Origin of the sequence: Saccharothrix lopnurensis (genome assembly GCF_042658445.1) — a bacterium.
Taxonomy (GTDB): domain Bacteria; phylum Actinomycetota; class Actinomycetes; order Mycobacteriales; family Pseudonocardiaceae; genus Actinosynnema; species Actinosynnema lopnurensis.
Genome location: NZ_JBHSQO010000062.1, coordinates 17,753 through 43,567 on the forward strand (window position 1 = coordinate 17,753; position 25,815 = coordinate 43,567).

15 protein-coding genes, 1 pseudogene and 2 CRISPR repeat arrays are annotated in these 25,815 nt (G+C 70.4%); of the genes and pseudogenes, 2 read left to right on the forward strand and 14 right to left on the reverse strand.

All coding sequences use genetic code 11. From position 1 onward, the window contains the following. Positions 1–312 precede the first annotated feature (312 nt). From ACFP3R_RS34350 to ACFP3R_RS34410, 13 genes and pseudogenes are all read right to left on the reverse strand, one after another. On the reverse strand, positions 313–777 hold the full coding sequence (locus tag ACFP3R_RS34350; protein ID WP_380642573.1) for a hypothetical protein: 465 nt from the start codon (positions 775–777) through the stop codon (positions 313–315). Beyond that, the gene (locus ACFP3R_RS34355; RefSeq protein WP_380642575.1) at positions 774–1,850 is read right to left on the reverse strand and encodes a PP2C family protein-serine/threonine phosphatase; all 1,077 of its coding nucleotides are present in this window, start codon (positions 1,848–1,850) and stop codon (positions 774–776) included. The genes ACFP3R_RS34350 and ACFP3R_RS34355 overlap by 4 nt, the downstream gene beginning before the upstream one ends. Positions 1,851–2,476: 626 nt before the next feature. Further along, the gene (locus tag ACFP3R_RS34360; RefSeq protein WP_380642577.1) at positions 2,477–4,306 is read right to left on the reverse strand and encodes a ParB/RepB/Spo0J family partition protein; all 1,830 of its coding nucleotides are present in this window, start codon (positions 4,304–4,306) and stop codon (positions 2,477–2,479) included. 675 nt (positions 4,307–4,981) lie between these two features. Beyond that, a CRISPR array of direct repeats spans positions 4,982–6,717; the repeat unit is 28 nt; unit sequence GGACCACCCCCGCTCGCGCGGGGAGCAC. A 338-nt stretch (positions 6,718–7,055) separates the two neighbouring features. Continuing rightward, positions 7,056–7,415: a type I-E CRISPR-associated endoribonuclease Cas2e gene (gene cas2e / locus ACFP3R_RS34365; protein WP_380642579.1), complete on the reverse strand. Its 360-nt coding sequence runs from the start codon at positions 7,413–7,415 to the stop codon at positions 7,056–7,058. Then, complete coding sequence (cas1e, locus tag ACFP3R_RS34370; RefSeq protein ID WP_380642581.1) at positions 7,412–8,389, reverse strand: type I-E CRISPR-associated endonuclease Cas1e; 978 nt, start codon at positions 8,387–8,389, stop codon at positions 7,412–7,414. Before cas1e ends, cas2e begins: the two co-directional genes overlap by 4 nt. A 24-nt stretch (positions 8,390–8,413) precedes the next feature. Next, complete coding sequence (cas6e, locus tag ACFP3R_RS34375; protein WP_380642583.1) at positions 8,414–9,079, reverse strand: type I-E CRISPR-associated protein Cas6/Cse3/CasE; 666 nt, start codon at positions 9,077–9,079, stop codon at positions 8,414–8,416. Beyond that, a complete protein-coding gene (gene cas5e / locus ACFP3R_RS34380; protein WP_380642584.1) occupies positions 9,079–9,807 on the reverse strand; it encodes a type I-E CRISPR-associated protein Cas5/CasD in 729 nt (242 codons plus the stop codon). Before cas5e ends, cas6e begins: the two co-directional genes overlap by 1 nt. Continuing rightward, entirely contained in the window at positions 9,804–10,943 is a 1,140-nt protein-coding gene (cas7e, locus tag ACFP3R_RS34385; protein ID WP_380642586.1) for a type I-E CRISPR-associated protein Cas7/Cse4/CasC, read from the reverse strand. Before cas7e ends, cas5e begins: the two co-directional genes overlap by 4 nt. Before the next feature lie 26 nt (positions 10,944–10,969). After that, positions 10,970–11,653, reverse strand: a complete 684-nt coding sequence (casB, locus tag ACFP3R_RS34390) for a type I-E CRISPR-associated protein Cse2/CasB (protein WP_380642588.1) — start codon at positions 11,651–11,653, stop codon at positions 10,970–10,972. Continuing rightward, complete coding sequence (casA, locus tag ACFP3R_RS34395) at positions 11,650–13,323, reverse strand: type I-E CRISPR-associated protein Cse1/CasA (RefSeq protein ID WP_380642590.1); 1,674 nt, start codon at positions 13,321–13,323, stop codon at positions 11,650–11,652. The genes casB and casA overlap by 4 nt, the downstream gene beginning before the upstream one ends. Further along, on the reverse strand, positions 13,310–16,105 hold the full coding sequence (gene cas3, locus ACFP3R_RS34400; protein WP_380642592.1) for a CRISPR-associated helicase Cas3': 2,796 nt from the start codon (positions 16,103–16,105) through the stop codon (positions 13,310–13,312). Before cas3 ends, casA begins: the two co-directional genes overlap by 14 nt. Positions 16,106–16,886: 781 nt before the next feature. After that, positions 16,887–18,259: direct repeats of the CRISPR family, unit length 28 nt; unit sequence GGACCACCCCCGCTCGCGCGGGGAGCAC. Between the two features lie 295 nt (positions 18,260–18,554). Continuing rightward, positions 18,555–19,112: pseudogene (locus ACFP3R_RS34405) on the reverse strand (HD domain-containing protein); the annotation flags it as partial. 322 nt (positions 19,113–19,434) lie between these two features. Continuing rightward, entirely contained in the window at positions 19,435–19,833 is a 399-nt protein-coding gene (locus ACFP3R_RS34410) for an SsgA family sporulation/cell division regulator (RefSeq protein ID WP_380642594.1), read from the reverse strand. Positions 19,834–20,738: 905 nt separating this feature from the next. Between ACFP3R_RS34410 and ACFP3R_RS34415 the strand changes: the two genes are divergently transcribed. Further along, positions 20,739–21,980, forward strand: coding sequence for a cytochrome P450 (locus tag ACFP3R_RS34415; RefSeq protein ID WP_380642596.1), 1,242 nt, complete (start codon positions 20,739–20,741; stop codon positions 21,978–21,980). Positions 21,981–22,038: 58 nt separating this feature from the next. Here the strand turns inward: ACFP3R_RS34415 and ACFP3R_RS34420 are convergent, their stop codons facing one another. Continuing rightward, entirely contained in the window at positions 22,039–24,441 is a 2,403-nt protein-coding gene (locus ACFP3R_RS34420) for a LuxR C-terminal-related transcriptional regulator (RefSeq protein ID WP_380642598.1), read from the reverse strand. Positions 24,442–25,324: 883 nt separating this feature from the next. Between ACFP3R_RS34420 and ACFP3R_RS34425 the strand changes: the two genes are divergently transcribed. Beyond that, a complete protein-coding gene (locus ACFP3R_RS34425; RefSeq protein WP_380642600.1) occupies positions 25,325–25,699 on the forward strand; it encodes a helix-turn-helix domain-containing protein in 375 nt (124 codons plus the stop codon). Positions 25,700–25,815: the final 116 nt, after the last annotated feature.

Sequence of the window (25,815 nt, forward strand, 5' to 3'; positions counted from 1 at the left end):
CTTCCCCCAAGCGCCCGTGGAGCGGGGTGGCACCTGCGCCGGTATGGCCCCGGCGACGCAGTACCGGACAGGAGAGCTGCGTCCGTGCCGCCGGGCCGGTACCGCAGGACGAGCCCGTGCTGGAGGATCCCGTGGTGGACGAACTCGCCCGCGCGTCGCCGACCGCGTTCACGAGCACGCGCCGCCGGAGAGCGGGGCGTGCGAAGCATGGCCGGCGCGCCGAGGGCCGGATGCCGGCGGCGGGGACAGGGCGCTGGAAGGCTGCCGGTGGTGGCCGGACGGACTGGCCACCGTGCGACGGTGGCCGCCTGGCTATTCCAGGATGTGGTGGAAGGTCAGGTAGATCCGGGGGGATCGGCCTGCGCGTCGGACGTCGTCGGGTGCGTCGGTGACGTGCACCAGCCATTCGTCCTTGCCGGTGGTGGTGATCTCGACGTCGACGGCACGGCACTCGCCGCCGAGGTAGCGCCACACGACCAGCAGACAGGGTTGGCCCAGGGCGTCGTTCTGGATGTAGGTGCGCACGTGGTCGACCAGGCCGGTGAGGTCCACCAGTGCCGGCGGAGGGTCGTCGTCGAGGTGGTGGACGAGGAACCACCAGCGGGCGCCGTGGTCGCAGCAGAACGCGGCGCGGGCGGATGCCTCGTCGGGGTAGTCGGCCCACGCCTCGCAGTGGTGGACGCGGCAGCCGATGCTCCACCGGCTGTGCGGGCTCCACGGGCGGGCCTGGATGTCGCAAGGGGACGGGGGTTGGTCGGAACCGGTCGTGGCTGTCACGGCAACCTCCAGGCCCGGGTGTCGGCGCAGCGCCGGTTGACGGGCACGGTGAGTGCCGCGAGGACGGGCACGGCCGGCCTCGCGGCGGGGTGGATGCGGGGTCGGAGGGGGTGGGTGTCGATCACCAGGGCGGTGGCGTTGTCCGCTCGCGGCCGGTCCACGCCGAACCCGACGAGAAATTCCGCGGCTTCGCCCAGGTCGCCGACCTCGCGCAGCACCTCGTGCAGGACGGCCGGCTCCACGCCCTTGCCGCCCCCGTCGCCGACCGGCGCGAGTCGTCCGCCTTCGGTACGCGCCACGGCCGTACCGAGGGTGAGGGGGTCGGCGGTGCCCACGCTGGTGACCACGACGTTGTCGTTGCACGCGGCCGGCGGCTCGGGGCGGTCCGCCTGTCGTATGCGTTCGCCGACGGTGTGATCCGTGGTCAGCCGGGTGAGCAGGGTGTCCTCCAGCAGGTAGGCGCGGCAGTCACCCACCCAGGCGATGTCCCGGATGAGGCTGTCGTGCGGGGCAGGCGGCCGGGATACGGCCACGACCGTCACGGTGTCCCGGCCGCCGGTCAGGTCCTCGTGCGCGGTCAGGGCGTCCCGGGCCGCGAGCAGACCGCTGACCGCCGCGTTGGACGCCGCGTTCGACGTGGAGGCGGTGAGCGCGGCGCCCGGCGCCGTGGTCGTGGTCGCGGCGGCGGTCGCGGAGCCGGGGTGGCTGCCGATGCCGTCGGCCACGGCGATCGCGGCGAGGCCGGTGGTGTCGTCGACCGTGCTGCCGTAGCTGTCGGCGTTGAGCGGGCGCGAGCCGACGCGGGTGTGCCCGCCGACGTGGTGGACCGGCAGCGCGGGGTCGCGGTCGAGGTGGGCCACCGCGGTCGGGCGGGGCAGGACGTTGTCGGGTGCGGTGCTCCAGCCGCAGCCGCAGCCGCAGCGGCGCCGGGTGAGGGTTGTCGTGGGCGTCGTGATGCCGAACAGGCGCTGCCGCTCGTAGTGGTCGAGTTCGGCGGTGGGCCGGGACCTGATCTCGTGCGGATGCCCGGCCGAGGCGGTGGTGGGTGTGATGTCGCGGGACGGGGTGTTCATGATGTGACCCTTCAGCCGGCGTGGTGCGTGGACGGGTGGTGCGCAGCGCGCCGGAGGCGGGGCCCGTAGGGGCGACGGGGGTTCCGGCCTGTGCTTTTCAGGCCGGGTTCATCGCCGCGGACCCCGTCTCCGGTGTGCCGACCTGGCGCCGGTCCACGTGGCGCGGAGGCGGACCGCCGGGCCCGGTGCAGGACTCGAGGGGGACGTCGGTCGGTGTACCTCCGGTCCTCGACGCACCGGTGCGTTCCCCGGCTCTTCCCGGTGCCGGGCAATCCACCGCCCTCACCGGTGACCCCGGTCGGGGCCCGCTCGGCAGTGGACACGGTGGTTGCGCCACCGTGGACGCCGAGTGCCGGTGGTGACGCCGTGAGGTCCTGGTGGGTGGTTCACGGGCACTCGGGCCCGTCGGGACACGCCGTGTTGCCTCCGCGCTGGTCTCCGAGAGGCGTTTCGGGATTGGCGCGAGACTGTGGCCCACAGCCGCGGCGGTCGATTCGCCCTCCAGCCGGGGCGGTCGACTTCCTTCTCCGCCGTCATCCGCCGCGGTCGCGACTGCCGGGTGGGAGTGTGGGACGAGCAGGGCCTGGGCCGGGCCGGGGGAGCCGGCACGGCCCAGGCCGTGGTGACTACGCAGCCTGCTCGTCGGGCGTCTGCTCGCCGGCCGTGGTGGCGGGGGCGAGATGGGGCCACGTCTCGTGGTCGAGAGCGGGGTTGGTGACCAGCTTCTCGATGTGGGAGAGGGGGTAGCCCAGGGCTGCCAGCAGCTCGACGTAGAAGCGGGTGTCGTCACAGGGGGAGCGCCAACTGCCGTCGGCCTGCTCGGTGTACTTGGCGTTCCAGTGCGCCTCGCAGGCGCCGACGACCTGGGCCAGGCGGATCAGGACGGCCTGGGTCTCGGTGGTGGACTTGCGCCGCAGGAGCACCGTGATCGGGTTGTGGTCGCGGCGGGGGTCCTTGGGCTCGGCGAGCTTGAGCAGGGTGCAGGCGTAGGCGTGCGCGGGCGCGGCCTCGGCGAGGTAGTCGCCGGCCAGGATCGGGGCGAGCGCGAGCCAGTGGTGCAGGCGCGCCGGCAGCGCGGCGGCCTTGCGCTTACGCCAGTCGGCGAAGTAGCGGGTCAGCCACTTGCGGCGGTCGATCTTGGCGTCGCGCCACAGCCGGTTGTTCGTGGTCGCGCGCTTGCGTTCGCCGGCCTGGTAGGCGGCGTCGCGCTGGGGCTGCTGCGCTGTCGACGCGAAGCGCAGGACGTGGCCGTGCGTGGCGTAGTCGGTGCAGACGTATCCGACGTCCGCGGTCGACCGGAAGGGGATGTCGATGACGTAGGCGGCGTGCCCGGGGCAGCCGGCGTGGTCCTCGGCGGTGAGGGCGTGCCGGGCCCGGTCGTCGGCCAGCAGCCGGGACAGGTGGGTCACGCCGTCGGCGGTGGGATCGACGATCGGCACACCGTCGGCGTGGAGCCGGTCGTGGGCCTGGGCGATCCGCACCGAGGCGAGGGTGCGGTGGCGGTGGCCGGTGTGGTCGACGCAGAAGTGGTGGACCTCGGCCTCCTGGCCGCGGTCCACCCAGACCGAGACCGCGCGTCCCGGACAGTCGGCGTGCCCGGCCGGGTCGAGCGGCTCGACGCCGTCGCCGGCGCACAGCTCCTCGAGACGCTCGACCCCGTCGGGCAGGTCACCCGCGGCGTCGACGAGGGCGTAGCCCAGATCGGTGAACCACCGGATCTCCCGGGCCAACACCGCCCGCTGCTCCCGCTCGTCGCGCAGCTTCTCCAGCGTCCACGGGAACTGGCGGGGACTGGTGGTCAGGACGTCGACCAGCCTCTGGTGGGCTTCCTCGTCGTCACCGAACTCGGCCAGCTGGGAGAGCAGGAACATGTCGGCGGTGGGCAGGGACCTGCTGGCGGCGCGGGTGCGGGTGCTGGCGGCGACGACGAGACCGGCGTTGATCTGCTCGTCGGGCAGGCTCAACTTCCGGGCGATCGTCTCCGCGTCCAGCCCTTCGAGGGCGAGCTGGCCGTAGAGCTCGGCTTCCTCGACCGCGGTGTAGCCCTCGCGGTGGATGTTCTCCAAGCCCTGGGCCACCAGCACCTCCCTTCTGGTCCCGGGCGCGTGCACCAGGACGTCGACGGTGAGGCCGGGGTTCTCCAGCTCCTTGACCGCGACCGCGGCGGCGTGACGGTGATGTCCCACGAGCACCCGCAGGCCACCGTCGGGGTCCGGCGCCACGTTGATGATCGAGACCTTCGGGTCCACGCCGTGCTCGGCGACGGAGGCCACCAACGTGGGCCGGGTCTGGCGGATGTCGCCGACCTCGCGGCTGTTGTCCACCGCGCGCAGCGTGCTGGGGTCGATGTTGTGCAGGACGTAGGGGTAGACGGTCCGGCTGTCGGTGGCGGCCTGGTCGGACACTGTATCGCGGGCAACGGTGTCGACGTCGGTGGAGTCGGGGATCGTGGTCATCGTGGTGGCCTCGTTCCAGGTGTCAGGGGCATGGCGGTGCCCTGGTATGAATGCGAAAGGTGTTGATGTGGAAAAGAAAAAGGTTGTAACCGGGATTGTGGCGCGCCGGCCCGGTCCGGTGGTGCGCCTGCCGCGAGGCTCTGCCGGGGGTGGGGTGTCCAGCGCTTTCTGCTGGACACCCCACCCCCGGCAGAGCACGCTGGGCGACGCACACCGGACCAGGCCGGCGCGCACACCGGGCTCACATGAGACGGGCAGGTGGTCTCGGCCGCGCCGCGACGGGCACGTCCCAGCACCGGTACGGTCGAGGGATCGGTAAGGGGTTGATCGAAGCCGACGTCCGGAAGACCCGCCCCGGCGAGAGCGGCGAGGTCAGTGGTGGTGAAGTCCTACATCGGCACCCACCGGCGGTCGTCCTGGTTGCGCAAGACGCGTAGCGCCTGTCCGTCGAAGACATAGAGCCACCGGTGACGCGGTCCGGGGCGGCCGGACAGGCAGCCGGTGACAGGGTCAAGGGCCGAGTCGGTCAACGGGCGCTCCTCGGCGGTTCCGGCTCGGCGTCCTGGTGATCGACGAGGTGGTGCTCGCGCGGTGGGTCTGGGCGTGCTCGATGCCAGCGGGCCGGGCCGGCTGGAGCGTCGTTCGCACACCATGTCCTGGTGGTTGGGAGGTCCTAGACCATCCCCGCTCGCGCGGGGAGTACGACGCCGTCCGACACCCCCTGACGCTGATCGTGGGACCACCCCCGCTCGCGCGGGGAGCACTGCTGGCCACGTACGAGTCGAACCTGCGGCAGAGGACCACCCCCGCTCGCGCGGGGAGCACACCAACCTCCTCGTCGCGGAGCGCATCACGGGGGGACCACCCCCGCTCGCGCGGGGAGCACCCGACCATCGTCATGTCGGCCCCGGCGATGACGGGACCACCCCCGCTCGCGCGGGGAGCACACAACGAAGCCCTCTCAGGGGTTCCAGCAACAGGGACCACCCCCGCTCGCGCGGGGAGCACGCCACGTCGTGTCCGGTCCACTTCTCGGTCGGCGGACCACCCCCGCTCGCGCGGGGAGCACCCAGCACCAAGACGGGAACCGCTGCTACCTGTGGGACCACCCCCGCTCGCGCGGGGAGCACTGGCCCCTGGCGCCGCAGGCGGTTCCCCAGGCGGGACCACCCCCGCTCGCGCGGGGAGCACGGACACCGGATGATGAACGACCCTGCCGAAGCAGGACCACCCCCGCTCGCGCGGGGAGCACGCCGTGGCGTCGGAGGCCGGGACCGCCGGGGACGGACCACCCCCGCTCGCGCGGGGAGCACGAGCTGGACTGGTACGACCTGACCGTGGACGAGGGACCACCCCCGCTCGCGCGGGGAGCACCTGAGCCTGGCCCCCGACACGGTGAAGGCCCACGGACCACCCCCGCTCGCGCGGGGAGCACTGGTTCTCCAGCCTGTTCTCCACGGCGAACAACGGACCACCCCCGCTCGCGCGGGGAGCACGAGCTGAAGCGCCGGCGCGGTCCCCTCCCTCTGGGACCACCCCCGCTCGCGCGGGGAGCACGCCGAGCTGGTCGACGGGGCGGGGAGGACAGGGGGACCACCCCCGCTCGCGCGGGGAGCACCGCCACCGTCCTCTGCCGCGCGACGTCGACGCCGGACCACCCCCGCTCGCGCGGGGAGCACCCTGCGGCGGCGTCGCCGACGTCGGACAGGGACGGACCACCCCCGCTCGCGCGGGGAGCACCCCAACCACCAGGGGAAACACCATCGATCGTGCGGACCACCCCCGCTCGCGCGGGGAGCACACGCGCGGAACAACGCGCCGCCGAGTGCACGCCGGACCACCCCCGCTCGCGCGGGGAGCACTGCCCCAGGACACAAGCGGTGAGGCTCCCGAGGGGACCACCCCCGCTCGCGCGGGGAGCACTGATTCCGGGGTTCGCCCTGGACGGAGCGGTTTGGACCACCCCCGCTCGCGCGGGGAGCACACGCTGCGGATCACGCAGCAGCACGCTAGTGAGGGACCACCCCCGCTCGCGCGGGGAGCACGTCCAGCATCACGGGCTTGAGCGCGGCGGCCAGGGACCACCCCCGCTCGCGCGGGGAGCACCAGCGCGACGGCCGCATGTCGTGGGTGAGCTTCGGACCACCCCCGCTCGCGCGGGGAGCACCTGGCCGACGACGACATCCCGGGTGCGAACGACGGACCACCCCCGCTCGCGCGGGGAGCACGTCGACGCCTTCGGGGACTGGATGGCGATGGTGGGACCACCCCCGCTCGCGCGGGGAGCACGTGTTGCCGCACGCCCAGAGCCTGGTGAACGAGGGACCACCCCCGCTCGCGCGGGGAGCACCCGCCGAACACGGGGTGCCGCCACTGCCCCTTGGGACCACCCCCGCTCGCGCGGGGAGCACACTTCTTGACCAGGGACTTTACAGGCCACGAGGTGCGTTTTAATTCGGTTTGTTCCAGTCTCGTATATCGGTGGCTGTGTCTTCGACCGATGGACCCCAACCGCGGGCGGCGTAACCGAGGGCGGCCAACTGTTGGCCGATACCTGCAAGGAGACATAGTTGTGGCCCGGCACACCGTTACGCGAGCCCAGTGTGCCGGGCCGGTGAACCTCGCAGTACCGCGCCGCCCCGCTCGCGGAGGAATCACGTTCATCGGACAGCAAGTTCGTTCGGCTCTGGCCTCATGCCACTTCGTCGAGCGTGTGAGGGGTTGACGACCGGATGGGCCGGAAGGTTGGTCAGCGCTTGTTGTAGCGGCGTCGGCGGGCTGCGTTGCTCCAGTTGCGCCCACCGGCGGTGGGTGGGGCGTCGTCGGTGTCGCCGGGGTTTGCCGGGCGGAGCATGAGTTGGATGCCGTCGTAGTCGATGGGGTGCCAGTCGTGGCGGTGGACTTTGAAGTCGAGTCCCTGTTCGTTGTTGGCGTGGAAGACCATGATGGCGCGGCCGGTTTTGACCATCTCGACGACGCGGACCCACATGAGGTTGCGGACGCGGCTGCTGACTTTGCCGACGAAGACGCCGGGCGAGATCTCCAGCAGCCAGCGGGTGAGATGGCCGCGCAGGCCGATGGGGCAGGCGGCGACGACGATGACGGTCACAAGTCACCGTCCTGGTCGTCGTAGTTGGTGCCGCCTGCGACGGCGCGGCCGTTGTCGTCCCAGAGCAGGACGACGTTGCTGTCGAAGTCGGGGTCTTCGAAGGCTTCGGGTCCGTATTCGACCAGGCCGTCGTCTTCGCGGAGCAGGGTTTTGACGTCGCGGACGCACGTGTCGAGGAAGGCGCCGTCGCGCATGTGGTCGCGGACGGCGCGGCGGGTTTCGGTGCCGATGTCGGCTACCTCGCGGGCGGTGACGTCGAAGGCGATGGGGATGGTGATGTCGGCTTTGTAGAGGTCGGCGATGTCGTAGACGAAGGATTTGACGTGGCCGGTGTGGACGAAGCCGAGTCCGGGTGCGCAGCCCAGGGCGACGATGACGGCGTGTACGACGCCGTAGAGGCTGGTGTTGGCCGCGGAGAGGGCTTTGTTGACCGGGGTGCCGGAGTCGAAGTCGGTGGGATCGTAGTCGCGGCGCTGCCACTCTACGCCGGTGCGTTTGGCGTGGTCGCGGTACAGGCGGCGCACGCGTGCTCCTTCGCGGCCGCGCAGCTGCTGCATGGTGAGGCTGTCGGTGTCCTCGCCGGGGAAGCGCATCGCGTACATCTCGCGTGCCACGCGCAGCCGGGTGCGGGTGTTGGACACCAGGTTGGCCTGGATCTCCAGCAGCCGGGAGGAGGCGGCCAGGGTGCGGCCGTGGGCGTAGTAGCGCACGGCGTGCTCGCCGACCCACACGGCGGTGGAGCCGCTCTCTGCCAGCAGCACCATGGCCTGTTGGGTGACGTTGGTGCCGGGTCCGAGCAGCAGGGCGCCGAGGGTGGCGGCGGGGATGTGCACGGTGCCGCGTTTGTCGGTGGAGGTGATGGCGTTGTCGTCCCGACTGACCTCGCAGTGCTCCAGGTAGACAAACGACAGGCGGTCCTGGGCGCGGACGAGTTGGGACAGCGGTACCGGCTTGGCACCGGGGATGTCAGGCACGGAACTCCTCGGGCACGGAAGTCCTCAGATCCGGCGGATCGGGGCGAGGGTGAGCAGGCCGCAGCCGTAGCCCTTGGCCGGGCCGATGCCGGTGACCAGGGCGGTGCGCAGCGCCTCGGCGTCGACGACCTCCAGGTGGCCTTCGAACACCGCGGTGGACAGGGTGACGTCGGCGCCCTGTCGCTTGAACGTCACGTGCTCGCGGCCGCGGACGGCGACGTCGGGTTCCTTGTTCTCGCCGGGGACCACGGTGAAGCCGTGGCGTTCGGCGCGGGTGAGCAGCCAGTCGGTCTGCTGGGCGACGGTGACGTGCCCGAACCGCTGGGACCGGGTCGAGTCGGGGGTCTTGCGGCGGCTGCTGACCGGGTTGGCCCGAAGCCGGAACGCCCACTGCTGGCCAGCGGTGATTCGGTCGAGCAGGGGCTGGTAGTCGCGGGTGTCCCAGGTGTGGGTGGTGGGCCAGCCGACCTGTTCGACCAGGTGGGTCAGGTCCGGGCGGTGCGGGCTGACCACGAACAGCACGACCCGGTGCTGGTGGCGGTCGACCCGCCACAGCACGCGTCCCCGCTCGGGTGCGGCGGTGGTGGGCGGGAAGGCGGCCATGACCGCGGCGTGCATCTTCTGGGGCGATGCCAGCATGGTCCGGGCGTCACGGCGGGCGGGGTTGATCTCGAAGCGGGTCAGGTGCATCAGGCGATCCCCTCGAACGCCGCCATCGGGTCGAACGGGTCGACCGCCGGGCCGGGGCCTGAGGTGGGTGCGTGGTAGGCGGGGTTGGGCACGGTGACCGCGGTGCGGTGGATCGAACGCCACTCGTAGCGGCGCTCCCGCGGGTCGAAGCTGATCGGCTCGTCGCGCACCAGTTCGGCATCGGACTCGCCGGGCGGGCAGTCCACCACGATGTCGAGGTCCTTGGTCGGCTCCTGGTGGCGGCGCTGCACCCAGGGTGAGGCCAGCCACGGGTGCTGCTCCAGCCGGTCCCGCACACCGCCCTCGGCCAGCCCGTGCAGCAGCCGACCCGCCGGTGGGCACGACCGGCGGCCCAGGAACAGCGGGAACACCGGCGAGCGCAACGCACGCTCCAGACTCTCCAGCAGTGCCCGGTCGCCCTCGACGGCGACGGCGAACACGGCGTCGGCGAGGTAGAACCGGTAGGACAGGGGCATCGAGTTCGCCCCGTCACGGGTGCGCGCGGTCTGGAAGTCGCGTTCGAGCCTGCCGGGCTGGTCGACGCGGACCCCGATGCGCAAACCCAGCAGTTCCTCCAGCGGATCGGTCCGGCGGCGCCCTTGGGCGGCGGCGAGCAGGCCGAGGACACCGCTGCGACTGGGCGCGCGGTCGGTGTTGCGGCGCACGAAACGGCTGCTGGTGCCCCAGGACTGCAACGGGGCACCCAGCCGCAGCAGCAGGGTGCTCACCGCTCGCCTGCCAGCCGGTCGGCGACCAGTGCGCCCACCGCCGTCACGGCGGGTTCGAAGGTCGTGCGCTGCGCCAGTTCGGTCAGGGGCGCGACCCGCTTCTCACCGACGCCGAACACCCACGCCGCGACGGGCTGCTCGTCGAACGCCTCGTGCAGCTCGCGGGCGTGGTCGGCGAGCCGGGAGATGGCGGCCACGACCCGTCCGCCCTCGGCGTTGTCCTCCACGGCCTCCTCGAACGCGCCTACCAGGTTGATCGACTGGGTTCGCCGGACCACGACGAGGACGGCGTCGGGCAGGGTGCGGTTGGCGAAGGTGTTCTGCTTGCCGGTGGGCATGCTGGTCACGAACGCCCTGGTGAACGCCTCCACCGCGCGCGTGGTGGCCTCGGCGTCGCCGAGGTTGTCGTGCAGGCGGTCGACGTCGACGGTGGCGTAGCGGTAGAGGGTGGAGGAGTTGAACTCGACCGTGCCGATCATCCCGGCCCCGGCGTCCTCGGCTTCGTCGGCCTTCTTGTGGTCGTCCACGGCGGTGAAGTAGTCGTACTCGTTGTCCACCGCATGCACGCTCAGCGCGTGCGCGACCTGGCAGGCCGCGTCGACGTTGAGGTCCGTGGCGTCGGCCACCATGCGCCCGAACAAGGCCACGTCCACCGAATGCGCCTGATCGGCCCGTGCCCGAGCCTCGGCCTTGTTGATGTCGAGCTTGCTCTCACCGGCCCGCGCGACGGCGGTCACGGCGAGTTCGGCCAAGCCCTGGACCTGCCGGTTGCTCAGGAACAGCAGGTAGCCCGACTCGTTGGGAGCCTCCTTCTTCCGCGCCGGGACGATCTTGATCCCGGCCGCGGTCAGCACGGCCTCGGCCAACTCGCCGGCGCGTTCGACCAACGCGGGGTTCTGCCGGGTGATCTCGTCGGACAGCAGTTCCACGACCCTCTTGGTGCGCACTCCCAGCTCGGCGGGGTCGAGCAACTGCTCGAAGGCGTCGCGGGTGGCGCGCTTCCACGCCTGACTGGATACCCGCGCCCGCCGCCGCCCGCCGTAGACGGCGGTCTTCGGACTGCCGGTGTCGTCGCGGTTGATGTTGCTGGGCGGCACGGTCTGGATGACGTGGACATCGACGATGGTGCGGGTCATGGGCGGAATCCTTCGCAAGCCTGGGGTCAGGGGGAGTCGGTGGGCTGATCGGGGGACAGCCCGGTGTTCTGCGCGCTGCCCGGGTCGTCGGTGACCGGTTCATCGGGGTTCGGAGTGCGGTAGAAGGCGCGTCCCCAGCGCAGGCGCACGATCGAGGCACCGCCGGGGCGGTGCCACAGCACCAGTTCGTCGGCCAGCAACGCGTAGTCCAGCGGAGTGGCCTGACCGCGCAGCAGTTGCACCGTTCCCCGCAGGTGGTGCACGAGTTCGTCGATGCTCTGCGCGGTGCCCAGGGACTGGAACCGGCGCAGCACCGGTGGCACGTTCGCGTCGAACTCCTGGGGGTGCAGCATCCGCACCGAACGGCCCAGGCCCCAGCCGCGTTGGTGCATGCGTTTGCGCTGTGACTGCTGGTGCACCGCGTACAGGGTCAACGCCACGTGGGCGGCGGTCTCGGCGGGTGTCGGGCCATCACCGGCACCGGGGCCCGCGAACTTCTCCGACACGGTGTACTGGAGGATCTCGTTGACGCTGCCGGCCGGTTTGCCCACGCCCCGGCGCAGCCTGGCCAACCCCGCCACCGCCGCCGACCGGTTGGCCAACACCCCCTCCTGCAAGGGCTGGACGCGGGCGTGCACCTCGGTACCCACCGGGGTCAGCGATGCCCACCGGGAGTCCGCCGCGGGGACGGATTGCTGTGCGACGGTCACGACGCCACCTCGGTCGTCTCGGAGTAGGCCAGGGGAAGTGCGGTACGCAGGTCCCTGCGGAACCAGCGGTCGGCGTGCGCGGAGGTCATCAGCCGCTTGTCCACCACCCGGCCCACCCACGCCGTCACCGGAGCCTGGGCTTGGAGGTCCGCGCCGAGTCCCCGGATGAGGCGTTCGGCGGTGACGTGCCAGGTCAGGGCGGCTTCCAGGGGGACGGTGTCCGCCCGCAGCGACTGCAACCACCGGCGGAACCCCACGTCGAGTTCGGCGTAGGCCAGTTCGGTGGCGCGGGTGCGGGGCCCGTCGCGTTCGTCCTTGCCCGCGCCCGCGGCGGCGGCGAGGTTGGCGGCGAGCCTGCCCAGGGCCTGGGCGGCCTTCTCGGCGGCCTGGACGCTGTCCAGCGCGGTGCGCACCAACGGGCGGGCGTCGCGGCCGAGCAACACCGAGCGCAGCGCCAGCCCGTCGTCGAGGATGTCGGTGGTGGTGGCGCTCTGGGCGCCATAGGTCATGCCGAGGGTGTGCAGCCGCACGGGCAGGTCGTTGCCGATGACGCCGCCGACTTCGGCCACCCATTCCAGCACGCGGGGAGAGACGAACGGGGCCGCCTCGTCGTCCTGGTTCTTCTCCGCGCCGGGCAGCAACGATTGCAGACCACGCCACACCGCCCGTTCCGGGTCGTGCTCCCGCGGCATGTAGACCTGCGCCACGCGCAGCTTCTTCTCCTGCGCCTTGCTGCGCCGCCACGCGGTGTGCGGTTCGAGGTGCTCCTTGTTCTGCGGCGTGATGCGCTCGCCGTTGCAGATCAACACCCCGGCGACCTCGGCGCCCTCGCGCACGAGCCGAACCCGGCGCGACTGCCACGTGTACAGGTCGACCGGCCCCGTGGGTTCCCGACCGCCGTCGACCTCCTCGGCCGGACCGACCGGCGGGCGTTCCCACGCGGGCAGGTCGACCGCGGTGTTCCGGGTGAGGGCGACGGAGTCGGCGGCGATGAGGTTGAGCAGCAGCGTTTCCCGCAGGGTGCGCCCCTCGGGCAGCACACCGCCGAGGTACCCGGCCCAGCCGGTGCCGATCGGGTAGCCCTTGCCACTCTTGACCCGCTTGTCGCCCACCGCCCCGGACTTGATGCCCGACGGGTCGAACGCGTGACAGTGCACCAGCCAGCGCGCCGCCTCGGCGAACGACAACCTCACCCGTCCACCCAGTCGGGTGGTGAAGAACGGGTGTCCGTTGGGCATGTCGGCGATGAGCTTGTTCAGCTCCGATACCTCGCCCTTGGCGGTGCTCAACCCGGCGACCTGGAGGAACGGGACCTCGGGGTCGAACAGGTCGAACCGCGACCGGTGCCGCTCCAGGTACGCGCGCACCTCGTCGCCGGGGAGTCTCTCCTGCGACCACAACCGCTCCCAGTGGTCGAGGTCGCGAGGGCCGTCGACCGCGCCGTGCAGCACCGCGACGAGCATTCGCGTCAACGCGAACACCTGCGTGGGAACGTCCCCGACCAGCCCGGACAACTCGTGGGCGTGGTCGAAGACGTCCAGCAGGGACAGTTCGACCGGGCGGCCCCGCTCATCCGGGTGATCGTGCGCGACCGGGCGGTCCGCCAGGGGACGTGCCGGCAGCCACGGCTGATCAACGAGGTTGAACGAGCCGGGTTCATCGACTCTCATGCACCAGTCCTTCACGGGGGCTGTAGGTCAACCGGAAGTCGGCCTTGCCGTGCTTGACCTCGGCGGTGCGGTTCCCGTCGAGCACCAGGACCAGCTGGCCCCGCAGCAGGGGAGAGGCGTCGAAGGCGGGGAAGCGGTTGACCTCCAAGGCCGCGATCACGTCGAGGTCGACGCCGGGGTGGCTCAGCGCCACCGGCAACCGCAGCGCGCACGCCGCCACCACCTTGGCCTGCGCGGGTTCGATGGGCAGGTCCGTGGGCAGCGGCTCACCGCCCCCGCGTCCGATCCACTCCGGTGTCGACAAGCCACCCGCGGCGTCACGTTGGACGACCAGCACCTCCAGCGACTCCGCGCCGTCGCGGACCTGCGCCGCGCCGCGCGGGTCGTCCTCGGTGTCGCCGACCCCGGCACGCACCCACCCGACCAGCGAATGCCTCGTCGAGCCGACCTCGTCGAGCAGGAAGGCCCGCGCCGCCCGCGCCCGCTGCCCGGCCAGTTCAGCCGCCTGCGCCGCGGCGTTGTCCATCGCCACCCGCCACGACACCGGTCCCAGCGGGTCGGGGCCGTAGGCGCGCTGCACCAGCGGCGCGATGTCCGACGGCAACGCCACCTGCTCCCGGTCCGACACCAGCGCCGCCGACCGCAGCAGCAGGTGCTCGCCGTAGACGCGACGCGACCCCGGCACCGCCCGCACGGGCTCGGCACCCCAGTCCTCGACACCGACCACAGCGCACCGCGGCCGCGCGACCGGTCCGTGTCTGACCCGCTCGTGCCGATGCAACCGACCCCACCTCTGCAACAGCAGGTCCATCGGCGCCAGATCGGTCACCATGAGGTCGAAGTCCACGTCCAGCGACTGCTCCACGACCTGCGACGCCACCACGATGTGCAAGCCGGGGCGCTCGCCCTTCGGCCCGAAGCGCCGCAACAGGCCCTTGTCGATCCGCGCCCGATCACACCCCAGGAACCGCGAGTGGTTGATCGTGACGTTGTCCTCACCGAACTCGCGCCCCAACCGCGCGGCGGTCTCCTGCACCCGCCCGACGGTGTTGCGGACCACGACCGCACAGCCACCCCCGGCCAAGTGCTCCTCCATGTAGGCGACCAGTGTCTCCAGATCGTCGGGCAACCTGTCCAGCGCCACCAGGGTGTCCCGCGAAGGCACCGGCAGTACCCGCGGCTCCACCCCGCCCGACGCGACGATCACCGGATACCCCAGCTCACGCTGCACCTCGACCGGCCGCCCGTCGTAGGCGGCCACCAACTCGGCACGACGCTCGGCGGGCAACGTCGCCGACAGCAGCACCACCGGCACCCCGTAGGCGCCCAACCAGTGCAGCACCCGCCGCAGGTACTGCGACATGTACACGTCGTAGGCGTGCACCTCGTCGATCACCACGACCTTGCCCGCCAACCCCAGGTGCCGCAGCATCAGGTGCCTGCTCTTCAGCCCGGCGAACAGCACCTGGTCGATCGTGCCGACCACGAACGACGCCAATACACCCTTCTTGCGGCCACTGAGCCACTGGTGCGCCACAGCCGGCGTCTCGTCGTTCCTGCTGTTGGAGGCGAACCGCCCCTGCCGCACCAACCCGGCGAACTCGTCGTTCAACGACGCCTTGCCGTGCGCCAAGGTCACGCTCACCGACCCGTCACGCCCCGGCAACACGTCCAACCAGCGCCGTACCCGGCCGAACATCGCGTCCGTCGTCGCCTGCGTCGGCAACGCCACGAACACCCCGTCCGCGCCCGATCTCGCCGCCAACTCCTCCGCCGCCAGCAACGCCGCCTCGGTCTTGCCCACCCCCATCGGCGCCTCGACGATCATCAACCCCGGACGCTCGAACGCCGCCGCCACCTCCACCGCCGCCACCTGCACCGGCCGCGCCCCGGCCGCCGCGGCGACGAACCGCTCCCGGAACACCGCGTCCACGTCCGACCCCACCGGACGAGCCCGCCACCGCCCCGGCAGACCGAGCTTCTCCCAGCCCGACTCCACGCGCGGCGCCAAGTCGAACTCGACAGGATCCTCGTGGCCCTCCAGCAGCGGGAACAGGTCGGCGTTCGATGCGATCCAGTCGGCCAGGACGACGACCGACGTCAACAACGCCAAAACAGGCCGGCTCAACCGCACGTCCCGGTAGCGCCCCAGCTCGATCCCGGCCGACGCCCGGTCGAGAAAGAACTCCCGCGCCTGCGACCACGCACCCGAACCGACCAGATCCAGCTGATCCTCGGCCTCGCGCAGCATCGACATCTCCGGCGTCACACCGTGGTGACTGCCCACCACACTGGCCAACTGCTCGGCCACGATCGAACTCGACGAACCCAGGTGGCCCAAGAGGTAATCGCGGACCGCCAAATGCCCCACCAGCGCATGGGTCACCCGACTCCGCTGAGGATGGGACCTCAGGATCGGATGCGCGACCAGACCGACCTCGCGCATCCGATCCGCCAGCACCGGCACTTGAACCGCAAACGCCGGACTCGCTTTGCCTACGTCGTGGATCCGCGCCAGCCAAGCCGCCAACACCGGAACACCTGCGGCACCGTCAGGCAACTCGTGGGCGATCCGGGACACGACCTGTGGGGACAGCCACTCATCCACCAACCGGATGGCAATCGCTCCGGTGTCGTCCAAGTGCTGCTGCAATGGCAGCCAGTGCGTGAGACGACCGTGCGGGTCATGCACGGACTTCGCCCACACCACACGCCAGTCGATCAAACCGACCACTAACCCTTCCTCTGAACGGTGGCCGTAGCGGCGCCACTGCGAGGACATACTCGAGCACCCGGACGGCGTTACTCACGCTGCAGTCACTACACCCATTCGGATGCACCGACGAGCGCTGGGTCCGCAAATATGCGGTGAGGCCCGCACGTGTCGGGCCTCACGCGACTAGTCGATGTGACGGTGAAGGAACTCGGTGGTGCGAACCAGTAGCGGTACGAACACGATGACACCGGCTGCGGCTGATACGACCATTGCGGCCGTAGGGGCGATGAGGCCCGATACGCTGAACCACGCGGTTGCAGCGGCTGCTCCTGCGGCGAGGGAGCTGATGGCTACGGCCACGAAGACGATCAGCAGTGTGCGTCCCGTCATCAACGGCCCGGGAGGATCATCGGCTGGTGATCTAGGGGTGCGGCGTAACATGGCCTCCGCTTCCTCATCCTTGTCGGGGTGTTGGGAAGAAGAGCGGCCCCCGGTGCAACGGGGGCCGTTCGCTTTTGCGAACGGGTGCAGCTCTTCTGGGGTGTCGAGCAGGCAGTGCTCCCCGCCATGGCAGGGAAGACGCAACTGGTACCTACGACAGGGGAGCACCTCCGCGGGCGCGGAGATCGACGAGGGAATTCAGCATTCCAGCGGCCCCTTACTGGTACCTATGACAGCTTGCGCTGTGTGCCAGGTTACAGCTCGCCCCTTCGGCGTGCAAATCACCTGGTCCGTCCTTGTGGGCTGTGGTCAGCGCGAGCTGGGTCCGGCCTGGACTCAGATGCACGGCCAGTTGGTCGCACCGCCTGCTTGAGCAGAAACGGCGGGCTCGTGGACCTGGCCGTGCGGACCACCCCCGCTCGCGCGGGGAGCACGACGCCGAGCTGGCCGAGCAGCTCAAGGAGGAGGGACCACCCCCGCTCGCGCGGGGAGCACCCGCAGCTGGATACGGCCGGTTCCCGCGTAGGCGGACCACCCCCGCTCGCGCGGGGAGCACGGCGAGCAGGCGAACTCGGCGGCGATCCTCGACGGACCACCCCCGCTCGCGCGGGGAGCACCAGGGCGAGACCCGCCAGCGCGGGTCCGGCCGCGGACCACCCCCGCTCGCGCGGGGAGCACTAAGCGTCCAGACGCATGATCTGCGGATTTGGGGGACCACCCCCGCTCGCGCGGGGAGCACGTCGGCAACCTGGGCCGCACGTTCGGCTCGGTGGGACCACCCCCGCTCGCGCGGGGAGCACCTCTTGACGTAGACCCACTGGAAACGTTCGCATGGACCACCCCCGCTCGCGCGGGGAGCACCGTCGGGAGCTACCTCGCCAACCAGTACAGCCCGGGACCACCCCCGCTCGCGCGGGGAGCACCCCGATCATCCCCGTGGAGGGTCCGCAGTGAAGGGACCACCCCCGCTCGCGCGGGGAGCACGGTCGTGCTGGACTTCGCCCGGTCGCTGCCCGCGGACCACCCCGCTCGCGCGGGGAGCACGTGCCGACGAGTTCCTCGGTTGCCTGGGCGCTGGGACCACCCCCGCTCGCGCGGGGAGCACCCCGGCGCCCACGTGCGCAACTCGGGGTGTTCGTGGACCACCCCCGCTCGCGCGGGGAGCACACGGCCGGGGTGAGGCCCGGCATCGAGGCTGTCGGACCACCCCCGCTCGCGCGGGGAGCACTCCAGCTGCCGGCCGGCGGCCTCGCGGCGGGCCGGACCACCCCCGCTCGCGCGGGGAGCACCTCCCCAGTCCGGTGCACACCGTCACCGGTCTTGGACCACCCCCGCCCGCGCGGGGAGCACACCCCCGAGAGGGCTTCGTTGTCCGCCGAGATGGGACCACCCCCGCCCGCGCGGGGAGCACATGGACTTCGCGGCCGTGTCGGTGCGGACCAGGGGACCACCCCCGCCCGCGCGGGGAGCACAACGGCGAGGCACTTCCCCATTTAGTGCTGACGGGAGACCACCCCCGCCCGCGCGGGGAGCACCGTGTCCTCGCAGTCAGCGAGGGAGGCCCGCTGGGACCACCCCCGCCCGCGCGGGGAGCACCGGGTCCGGCACGCGCCCGCCGTCGGCCCACGCGGACCACCCCCGCCCGCGCGGGGAGCACCAGACGTTCAGCTTGACCGTGAGATCCGCGCGCGGACCACCCCCGCCCGCGCGGGGAGCACGCCGCTGCGGCTGCGACGCCTCGCGTGACACCCGGACCACCCCCGCCCGCGCGGGGAGCACACTTCTTGACCAGGGACTTTACAGGTCGAGGTATGCGTTTTCATTCGGTTCGTTCCGGTCTCGTATATCGGTGGTCGTCTGATGTCCCCGGGAGGGGTATTCGGTACCGGCACGGCTGTTCGGTCCCGGTACCGTCAAGAACCGGCCGTGACTTCGGTCGAGCACGCCGTTCTGTGGGTGAACAGGTCATGTCGGTGGACTCCGAAGACTGGACCCCTCCTCGCTCATGCAGGGAAGGCCGGGCGATGCCGCTCTTGTTCGAAGCCGTGGTCGGACTGCCCTCGCGTGCGTGTTGGCGGTCTCGCCAGGCGAGTGGTGAGAGGGTGATCGCGGCTTCGGCGATGCGGCGTGCGGTGTGGGTCTTGAGGTTCTTGCGGGCGGAGTCGATCCATCCGTTCACGCGTTGCACGCCGGTGTCGCGGTATTCGACGGCCTGGAGCAGCACCTCCAGTTTGTCGGCGTCGGCGGCGCAGTGGGCCTCGGCGGACTGTTTCGCCTCGTAGTCGTTCACCGCGTCCCGGACTGCGTCGCGTGAACGCTCCGGCAGCTTCGCGGTCTGGTCTCCGGTGATCGCCTGCGGGTCCGGCTTGGTCAAGTAGTCGGTGGCGGTGTGGGGTAGGTCGCCGGTGCGGGTTTCCTGGGTGTCGTGCCACAGGGCCAGGAAGGCTGCGCGGGCGGGGTCGGCGCTTTCCTCGGCAGCGATCAGGGCGGCGAGTTGGGCCACCCGCATGGTGTGCTCGGCGACGGACTCGGGGTCGCGCACCCCGGCGTGCCACCATCCGGCGCGGCGCATGCGCTTGAGCACCCCGAGTTCGTAGCCGAAGGCGGCGAGGGCCGCGGCGTCGTCGGGCACGTGTTCTCCCTGGTGACCGGAATACGGAGAGCGTGGTGAAGGCCGACGACCTGGTTCTGCTCGTAACCGATCGACCAACATATTGTCGGACGCCAGCCTGTCCGGGGACTGGGCGTGTGGGGTTCGGCGGTGTGGCGGGCATCGGGCAGGGCAGTCATGAGGGATGAGGGTGCAGATTCATCGGGAGGCGGGGATGTGGCCGGTCGAGGCGCCTGGCGAGGTGGTTGAGCAGCGTGCCTCCGTGCCGGGTTCGGGCGCCTTACGTCCATTATGTCGCCGTATGAGCTCGGTTCGATAAGTGTTTTTGTGTTGAAGAGTCCGGTCAGTGCAACAGTTGCTCGACGTTGAGGTCGATTTTTTCTTGGCCAGGGGGGACGAGCGTGAAGGTTTTCTCGAGAAATGAAGCCAGCTTGGCTCTGCCGAGGACGACTTCGGTCCGTTCGAGCTGTTCGCCACGCGTGATTTTGGTGATCTTGGTTGTCTGGCTGTTGACGCGAGTGACAAGCATGTCGAGTTCTCCGGTTACGGTGTTGTCCGTTTTGTGTTGGAGGGCCTGGGTGAGGAGGTCGCGCTCGCAGACCCACTTGAGCCAGTGTTTGCCGTACCAGTTCCAGACATATAGGAAAATGGTGTACGGGTCGGTGGGGTCATATACCAGTCGGACCTTCACGCCGGTCATGCCTGTTACGCCGATTGTTTCGATCTCGAGCGGTTCTGTCATGGCAGTAGTCCCTGGCTCGTGTGGCCGTGGAGGGGTTCGGGGTGTCGATGTGGCGCGGCACCCCTGGGTGCGGCAGCGGTCGGACCTCGGGTGGGGTGCTCTGCGGCCGGGAGTGTCGGATCGCGCGGTCGGCAGCGCACATGGGTGCTTCGACGAGTGGCGCAGCCCTGGGCTTGGCGGTGGTGGCCGGTCGGGAGGGCGGAGTCGGGTGTGCACTTGGAGTCGGTGTGCTTTCTGTACCCGGTGCGGGAGGGTCGAGCCGCCCGGTGGAGGTTGGCCAGGGTTTCGGCGAGCCGGTCGGGGCGCTCTTGGGTCGCCCCGGCGCTTCCGGGTGTCGGTGAGGTTCTCGCGGTGCTGGATCCGGAAGGGCGGGTCTTCGGGGTGGAGGCTTCCGGCCGCGGGTCGCTGTGTCCGGTTGCCGTTCGTACTTCCTTGCTCGTCTCGCCATGGTTGTCTGTGGTGCTGTCGGATGTTCGCCGCATACTGGATCTCGAGTTGCCGCTCTTCTGGTCCCCGATGGGGTGACGGGTTCGGTCGGGTGTCGAGATCAGCATCGTGATTCCCGGCGGGTTCGGCATCGCACGAAACCCGGAGGCCGATCGCGAGACCGCATCACTGCGGAAAACCCCGGGCCAGCCATGTCGCGTTGGGTGATAATACGGTTACTCTCGGCATTGTACTGAGGTCGGATGGGTGATGCGCCGACTCGTATCTTGGCCATGGATCATGGCTTGACCAGCAACAACGTGTCTTGCGACGGTCCAAGCCGTCGAGGTATCGACCGGGCCGTGATGGCGGTGGTCCTCGTGTAGACACTGATGTGCCACGGGGTTGGGACACGGCATTGTTGCCGGTGTCCCTCGTCGCCGATCGGCCTGCCGAGATCCAGAGGAGAGCTGCGGACCATGACTCGAATCCAGCACGACCGTGTCGACCACGCCCGGCTGGTCGGCGGTGAGTCCGCCGGATACCTGCACCACCAGGTCGAGGATGCCGCGCGCGGAATCGGGCCGGTGCACCTGGCCCACCAGGCCAATGGTGTGCGGGTCCACATCCTCACCCTCGGGTGGGAGCAGGCACGGGCGCTGCTGAACAACCACGCGGGCTTGACCAAGGATGCCGTCGGCATCGCCTCGGTGATGAGGGAGCACATGATCGAGGCGGGGGTGGAACCGAACGTGACGGCGGTCATCGGCGGAAGCATGATCAACGCCGACCCGCCGGAGCACACCCGGTTGCGGCGCCCGGTCGCGGCGGTGCTCACCCCACGACGGGTGCAGGAGCTGCGCCGCAACGTCGTCGGGATCACCCGCGCGCTGCTGGACGAGGTGGACCCCGGCCAGCCGGTCGACGTGGTGGCCGGTCTGGCGTTGCCGCTGCCGCTGATGGTGATCTGCGAACTGCTCGGCGTGCCGGCGCAGGACCGCGGCATGCTGGCCGGCTGGTCCTCGGCGATGATGACCGAGGTACCCGAACAGCAGCAGCCCGCCTCGGAGGCGATGGCCGGTTATCTGGCCGCGCTGATCGAGGACAAGCGCGTCAGGCCCGACGAGGGGCTGCTGTCGATGCTGGTGCACACCGGCGGCGAGGATCGGCTCGCTCCGGAGGAGGTGCTGACCACCGCGGTGCTCATGGTGCTGGCCGGTCACGAGACCACCACCGCCGCCATCGGCAATACCCTGGCCGCGCTGCTGCACACCGGACAGTGGTCCGCGGTCGCGGCGGCCCCCGACTCCGTCCCCGACGTGGTGCGGGAAAGCCTGCGTTGGGACCCGCCCACCCGCAACATCCCGCACTACCTCGTCCGCGAGCCCGTCGACCTGGGCGGAGGTGTGACGCTGTCGCCCAGCGCCCTGGTGATGGTCAACCTCGGCTCGGCCAACCGTGATCCGGAGGCGTTCGGCCCGGACGCGCACCGATTCGTGCCCTTTCGGCCCCGCCCCGCCCGGTCCCACCTGACCTTCGGTATGGGATGGCACCGCTGCGTGGGTAGTGTCCTGGCCACGATGGAGACCGAAATCGCGGTAGGCGAGGTCCTCGCTCGCTGGCCGCGGGCACGTCCGGCGATCGCGGTGGAGCGGATGCCGCGCAACCCCTACCTGGTCACCAACGGGTTCACCGAGGTCGGCGTCGTCCTGGTCGGGTGAGCGGTAACCGCCGCGTCGTCCTCGGGCCGGCTGGACCGGTCGTGTCGTTCTTCCGGGGTCAGTGGGTTTCGCGTCGTTGGATCAGGCGGGTGGCGAGTTCGACGCGGTTGGCCGCGCCCACTTTGTCGCGCATGTTGCGTACGTGGCTTTCCACCGTCCGGGGGCTCATGTACAACTTCTCGGCGATCGCCTTGTTGCCCAAGCCCTGAATCAGCCAGCGGGCGACGTCGTTCTCGGTGGCGGTGAACTGGCGGTGCGGCAGCACCGCCCCGTCGATCGGCCGGTCATCGCAGGCGGGATCCGGATCTGGCTCCCTTTCTGCGGGCTTGTCCGCGGCGGTCCTGTCGGCGGCGGCCTCGTCCTTGCCGTCGGCGGCCGCATCGGCATACCTGCCGTTGAGCACCAGTGTGACGGCGTCGTCCACGGTGCCCACCCGGACATCACGGGCCTGCTCGTAGCGTTCGGGGGAGAGGTATTGGGATACCGCGGCCTCGGCGTTCTCGTGCACCAGGGCGAAGACCCGCAGATCGCGGGAGAGTTGGATGCCGGTTGCCCGGTGTAGGCCGTCGGCCGCGCCCAGCAGCCGGGCCGCGGCGACGGCGGAGCGCTGTCCGCAGCGGGCCAGTGCCCAGGCCAGCACGGGCAGGGTGAACAGCGGGGTCCACCGGTCGTTGATCCGTTGTTGACCGCGTACGCCCTCGAGCAGCACCCGCACGGCCGCGCGCGGTTCGTCGTCGAACCTGATCAGTGCCACCGCCTGGCACCAGCGGGCCCATGCCATGCCCCATTCGGCGCCCAGCCGCTGGCAGCCGTCCAGGAACTCCTGCGCGGCGCGCTGACCTTGCTCGGCGTCCTCCACCAGCACAGACCCGATGGTCAGCAGCGTTTCGGTCAGGTGTGCGTCGACCAGGGTGTCCGGCCCGTAGGACAGCCACAGGCGATGCGACCGGCGCAGCAGATCCATCCCGTGGCGGTCGCCGTCGAGCAGCGCGACCTGGGCCCCCTTGATGAACAGCAGCGCGGCGACCGGTTCGTCGGCCGGGGCCATCGCCTCGGCATCGGCGATGCGCCGCAGCACCGCCTCGCGGCCTTCTCCCAGGCACAGCATCATCCAGGCGTCGAGCGCGATCGCGCTCGCGCGCAGCACCGACGGCGCGGCCGGGGTGGCCAGCAGGGCGCGGTTGAGCCACAACGACTGCTCGGGCAGGCGCCCGGAGTAGGTCCACCACCGGGTCCGCGCGACGTCCACGGCCATCTCCAGGCCCTGGCCGGCGCACGCCGGATCGGCCACCAGCGCCCCCAACGCCGCCCGGAGATTGGGCATGTCGACCTCGACGGCCCGCAGGATCTCGATCTCGTTCTCTCCTCGCCACCCCGCGGCGTGCCGCGCCGCGACCTGTCGGTAGTGGTCGCGGTGTCGCCGCCGGACCGCGGCGCCCCCGTCGGGCAACTCTTGCAGCTGTTGGCCGGCGAACTGCACGACCGGTTCCAACAGCGTGTAGTGGGTGCGGGAGGGGGAGGGCACCACCAGCGACCGGTCGACCAACCCCGCCAGTGCCTCGGCGACCTCGTGCTCGGGCAGCGCCTCGTCGGCGCACACCTGCTCGGCTGCCTCCAGGTCGAAAGGGCCGGTGAACACCGACAGCGCCGCCAGCAACAGCCGTTCGGCCGGCTCGCACACCTTGTAGCTGGGACCGATCAGTTCGTTGAGGGCCTGCTGGTGGGGCGAGCGGTCCAGCCGGGCGGCGATGGCCTCCGGCGACAGCGACCTCATCTGTCCCACCACCAGCTCGATGCCCAGGGGCAGTCCGCCGACACGGCGCAGGATCAGCCGCACCGCGGGCCAGTTCTGTTCAGTCAGCTTCCACCCGGGCACTCCCGCGTGTGCGCGTTCGACAAGCAGCTGGACGGCCTCCACCTTGGGGTTCAGCGGTTCGTCCTCGTCGGGCAGCTCCAGCGGCGGCACCATGATCAGCATTTCGCCGATCAGACCGAGTAGTTCACGGCTGGTGGCCAGCACTCGCAGCCGGGGCGCTCCGCGCAGCAGCGTGTCCACCACGCCGCTCACGTCCTCTTTCAGGTGTTCGCAATTGTCCAGGATCAGCAGCATCCGACGGTCGCGCAGGAATGCCACCAACGACGCCCGCAGATCACGGGCCGACTGGCTGGGCAGCCGCACCGCCGATGCCACCGCCTGCTCCAACAACGCCGTGTCCCCGGCGGGCACGCCCCGCAGGTCAACGAACGCCCAGCCGTGCTCGTAGACGGACTTCACCTGTTTGGCGTATTCCTGGGCCAGTCTGGTCTTGCCCACACCGGGCCCACCCGACAGCGTGACAAGTCTGGACCCGCCCATCGCGTTCCTCAGGTCGGTCAACTGCCGACGCCTGCCCACGAAGGCGTCGAGCGTCTCGATGCTTCCGTCCTGATCGGATGCTGCGGTCCCAAGCGACGTGCCCATGCCCTGCACCGTACGACACCCGGCTCGGTCCGGCCGCCTGTTTCGGCACGTCACGGCCTGCCCTCCTCGGCAGGGATCGGCGACACGACTTCGCGCACCGTGGTGCGGCGTGGCCGTCCCCGTCGATGAGGGCCTGGCGGTGAGCCATTCGATCGACCGGGATCGCCGCACCGGTTCGTCCGGTCGATCGCCTCGAACCGGGGTGTTACCGCCGGTAGTGGGCTGTTACCCGAAGTGATATTCAGGTTTCGAGATTTTCCGCAATCATGCGGATTTGAGGTGGACCTGGGGCTCGCCCCGATGGCCAACAAGGTTGCGATCGCGATGCTGATCTGCACGCGGTGCGATGCGTACCAACCCGACCCGGTGAGACCGGGACGAAAGACAGGCCAAAGGGCCGCAGGAAGCAATCGGCTGTGCGAGGACGGGAGGCGAATGGCTACGCGACGCAAGTCTGCTCCCTGGTGTACGGGGCTTTGAAGCGTCCCGGTGCTCCGAGGCCGTTACCGAATGGCCGATGTCACGGCGTCGGTACGGCTGAAGGTACTGACACCCGGTTGGATAACGTCGTCGACCTGTGGAGCACCAGAGGCCAACGATGGCTGCTGCGGGGCACACGACACACGACAGCACCCACGTCCCGAGTTCGTGGGGCCGCGAAAGAGTTACCGCGATGACTGACACTCCACACGAACGGGCCAGTGCCGATCTCGCCCTGCTGATGTCCGTGCATGGGTTCGCAGAGCCGGAGATGAATCGGTCCACAACGATGGCGGATGCCGTGGCAAGAGCATCGAGCGCATGACCACGCAGGGCCCTTGATCTTCGACAATGTGCATGACCGCCACACGACCGGTCATGTCGGACAAGGAAAGGAATGTAGGTGTCATTCATCGACGACGGCCGGGACAGAGGCGTGCTGCGGTCTGAGCGCCCGGTGGAGGATCGACATGTCGAGCCGGAAGCCCCCGGCGCCCCGGGAGATCCGGATACAGCAGCGGGTGACGGCAGCCGATCCTCGGTGCTGGAGCGCGCATTTCAGATGCTGAAGCTGGTCGCCAACGAGAAGCGGCCGATGAACCTGACCGAAATGAGCCGTGCGGTCAGGTTGCCGCTGCCCACGACGTACCGTCTGGCCAAGGCCTTGGTGAGACTGCGTGCTTTGGAGCGGGATCGTGGTCGCTACACGTTGGGGCCGGTGTGGTCGGAGTGGTCGGATGCCACACTGGAACGACAACCGGCCGACTCGTCGTGTTGATGGATGCCGTCCAGAGCAGGGAGTGCTACTTCGAGGCTCCGGGACTTCACCCCGGATGTTGGACACGGGATTATGCGGCGTGGGTCAGCGTAACCGGTGCCGGGGTGAGGCTGTTC

Coding starts and splice junctions, on each gene's coding strand:
- ACFP3R_RS34355 (WP_380642575.1), bottom strand. CDS start 1,850: ATGAACACCCCGTCCCGCGACATCACACCCACCACCGCCTCGGCCGGG.
- ACFP3R_RS34360 (WP_380642577.1), bottom strand. CDS start 4,306: ATGACCACGATCCCCGACTCCACCGACGTCGACACCGTTGCCCGCGAT.
- cas6e (WP_380642583.1), bottom strand. CDS start 9,079: ATGCACCTGACCCGCTTCGAGATCAACCCCGCCCGCCGTGACGCCCGG.
- cas7e (WP_380642586.1), bottom strand. CDS start 10,943: ATGACCCGCACCATCGTCGATGTCCACGTCATCCAGACCGTGCCGCCC.
- casA (WP_380642590.1), bottom strand. CDS start 13,323: ATGAGAGTCGATGAACCCGGCTCGTTCAACCTCGTTGATCAGCCGTGG.
- cas3 (WP_380642592.1), bottom strand. CDS start 16,105: ATGTCCTCGCAGTGGCGCCGCTACGGCCACCGTTCAGAGGAAGGGTTA.
- ACFP3R_RS34410 (WP_380642594.1), bottom strand. CDS start 19,833: ATGACAGAACCGCTCGAGATCGAAACAATCGGCGTAACAGGCATGACC.
- ACFP3R_RS34415 (WP_380642596.1), top strand. CDS start 20,739: ATGACTCGAATCCAGCACGACCGTGTCGACCACGCCCGGCTGGTCGGC.
- ACFP3R_RS34420 (WP_380642598.1), bottom strand. CDS start 24,441: ATGGGCACGTCGCTTGGGACCGCAGCATCCGATCAGGACGGAAGCATC.